Below are 3,031 nucleotides of genomic sequence, written 5' to 3' on the forward strand. Positions count from 1 at the left end.
CGTCAGCCCCGCATCCAGGACCGCCTGCGCGAACTCCGCGTTCTCCGACAGGAACCCATAACCCGGATGGACCGCATCAGCCCCGGAATCCTTCGCCGCCTGCAGCACCTTGGCCATGTCCAGATAACTGGCCGCCGGGGTGTCACCGCCCAGAGCGAATGCCTCGTCGGCCACCCGCACATGCAGAGCATCCCGGTCCGGGTCCGCGTAAACGGCCACACTCCCGATCCCGGCATCCCGGCACGCCCGAGCAACACGGACAGCAATTTCGCCACGGTTGGCGATGAGCACCTTGCGCAGGCGTGACCGCGACCCCGGCCGCGGGTGTGCGGTCACGAGGCCCACGCTCCCGGCGCCCGGAACGGTCCGACGGGATGCTCCCAGGGCGTGCGCGCCGCCGCCCCGGCGCCGTCCGGTCCGGACGGGCCCGTGCGGTGGCCGGCGTCCTGCGCGTGCACCCGTGCGCGGGCGGCGAGGACGGTGGCGAGGGCCGCCACCTCGTCGAGGCTCGGATTGCCCCGGGGGATCCGTACGGAGGCCAGGGCGAGGGCCGCCTTCCCCGGGGTGTTCCCGGTGTCCCCGGCCGTCACAGCGGCAGGTTCCCGTGCTTGCGCCCCGGGAGCGGGACGTGCTTGGTCCGGAGCATCGACAGCGCGGCGATGAGCCTGGCCCGGGTGTCCGCGGGGTCGATCACGTCGTCCACCAGGCCGCGCTCCGCCGCGTAGTACGGGTGCATCAGCTCGGTCTCGTACTCCTTGATCTTCTGCGCGCGTACGGCCTCGGGGTCCTCCGCGGCCGCTATCTCCCGGCGGAAGATCACGTTCGCGGCGCCTTCCGCGCCCATCACCGCGATCTCGTTGGAGGGCCAGGCGAGGGCGACGTCGGTGCCGATCGACCGGGAGTCCATGACGATGTACGCGCCGCCGTACGCCTTGCGCAGCACGAGGGAGATGCGCGGCACGGTGGCGTTGCAGTACGCGTAGAGGAGCTTGGCGCCGTGGCGGATGACCCCGCCGTGCTCCTGGTCGACGCCGGGGAGGAAGCCGGGCACGTCGACCAGGGTCACGAGCGGGATGCTGAACGCGTCGCAGAACTGGACGAAGCGGGCGGCCTTCTCGGAGGCGTGGATGTCGAGGACGCCGGCCAGCGCGGACGGCTGGTTGGCGACGACGCCGACGGACCGGCCGCCGAGGCGGGTGAACGCGCAGACGACGTTGCGCGCCCAGTCGGCGTGCACCTCGAAGAACTCGCCGTGGTCGACGATCTCGGCGATGACGTCGCGCATGTCGTACGACTGGTGGGGCTGGGCGGGCACCAGGTCGAGCAGCCGCTCGCACCTGCGGTCGGCGGGGTCGTCGGTGTCGGCGGCGGGGGGCAGTTCGCGGTTGTTCGACGGGAGGAGCGACAGCAGGTGGCGGACGTCCTCCAGGCAGCTCTCCTCGTCGTCGTACGCGAAGCCCGCGACGCCCGAGACGGACGCGTGGCTGTCGGCCCCGCCGAGCCGCTCCTGCGAGACGTGCTCGCCGGTCACGGCCTGGACGACGTCCGGTCCCGTGATGAACATCTGGGAGGTGCCGCGGACCATGAACACGAAGTCGGTCAGGGCCGGGGAGTACGCGGCGCCGCCCGCGCAGGGGCCGAGGACCACGGATATCTGCGGGATGACGCCGGAGTTGCGCACGTTGCGGGTGAAGATGCCGCCGTACCCGGCCAGCGCGGTGACGCCCTCCTGGATGCGGGCCCCCGCGCCGTCGCACAGTCCGACGACGGGGCTCCCGGCGGCCCGGGCCAGGTCCATCACCTTGTGGATCTTCTGGGCGTGGGCCTCGCCCAGGGCTCCGCCGAAGATGCGGAAGTCGTGGGCGTAGGCGAAGACGGTGCGGCCGTGCACCTGCCCCCAGCCGGTCACCACTCCGTCGCTGTGGGGTCTTTTGTCCTCGAGGCCGAATCCGGTGGCCCGGTGCCGGCGCAGCCCTTCGACCTCGACAAATGTTCCCTCGTCGAAGAGCAGTGCCAGGCGCTCGCGCGCGGTCAGCTTGCCCTTCGCGTGCTGTGCCTCGGTGGCCTTCTCGCTGGGGCCTCGTTCCGCTTGCCGGTGCAGTACGGCGAGTTCCGCCGTGCGCTCGCGCAGGGAGGCGTGGCGGGGGGCCGTGGGCCGCGGTGCCGGATCCGCGCTCTTCACCGGCCTTTCCTCGACGATGCTCAATGCAGGACCCTTTCGACACGGGTGCGCTGGTTCGGTGGGTGGCGCGGCACCGAGCGTCGGCCGGGTTCCTAAAGCCGGGGTTGTGCGGCCTCGTCCCGTGCGCGGTGGGGCGCGGGGACGGGGGCGGTGGTGCGGTAGCCGCGCAGCAGGAGCAGGCCGACGACCGTGACGAGGGCGGGCAGCAGGGTCATCCCGGCCAGCACTCCCCATTCGGCCGTGGTCGTCTGCCGGGCGGATTCGCCGGTGTCCGACGAGGTGTAGCCGAAGAGCTGGAGGACGAGGGCGAACAGGAAGGGTCCGGCGGCGACGCCGAGCGCCTCGCCGCCGCTGAAGAGCCCGGACAGGGCGCCGGCCCGGCTGCGGCCGGTGCGTGCGGTGTCGGCGGCCGTGGTCTCGGCCAGCATGGCGTAGAGGAAGAGGAGTTGGCCCGCGTGTCCGGTGCCGACGAGGAGGAGGACGGCGGGGGCCCAGAGCGGGGGCAGGGCGGGGGCCGCGGCCAGCAGCAGGCATCCGCCGCCGAAGAGGGTCGAGGCGGCGACGAGCGCCGTGCGCTGTCCGTGCCGGGCTCCGAAGCGGGCCCACAGAGGGGTGACGAACAGGTTGGGCACGACGAAGGCCGCGACGAGGAGGGCGGTCAGGTCGGGGTCGTGCAGGATGTGCTCGGCGAAGTAGGGGCCTGCGGCGAGCAGGCAGCCGGTGGCGACGACCTGGACGGTCGTCGTGCGCAGCAGGGCCGCGAAGGACGGGTTGTCGCGCAGTGCGTCGAACCGGCGGCCGGCCGGTGTCCGGTCGGTGTCGGCGGGCGACGGGACGGTGGTGCGGGGC

The 3,031-nt window shown here is 72.8% G+C and carries 4 protein-coding genes; all 4 read right to left on the minus strand.

The window, feature by feature from the left end; all coding sequences use genetic code 11:
* On the minus strand, window positions 1-300 hold a 300-nt coding region (locus EAO76_RS16385; RefSeq protein ID WP_316248350.1), incomplete at its 3' end, for a biotin carboxylase N-terminal domain-containing protein.
* 32 nt (window positions 301-332) lie between these two features.
* Entirely contained in the window at window positions 333-590 is a 258-nt protein-coding gene (locus EAO76_RS16390; RefSeq protein ID WP_148836705.1) for an acyl-CoA carboxylase epsilon subunit, read from the minus strand.
* Window positions 587-2,206, minus strand: coding sequence for an acyl-CoA carboxylase subunit beta (locus tag EAO76_RS16395; protein ID WP_187438656.1), 1,620 nt, complete (start codon window positions 2,204-2,206; stop codon window positions 587-589). Before EAO76_RS16395 ends, EAO76_RS16390 begins: the two co-directional genes overlap by 4 nt.
* 68 nt (window positions 2,207-2,274) lie before the next feature.
* The coding region (locus EAO76_RS16400) for an MFS transporter (RefSeq protein WP_148836732.1) at window positions 2,275-3,031 on the minus strand (757 nt) is incomplete at its 5' end.

This window comes from Streptomyces sp. sk2.1 (assembly GCF_008120935.1).
Taxonomy (GTDB): domain Bacteria; phylum Actinomycetota; class Actinomycetes; order Streptomycetales; family Streptomycetaceae; genus Streptomyces.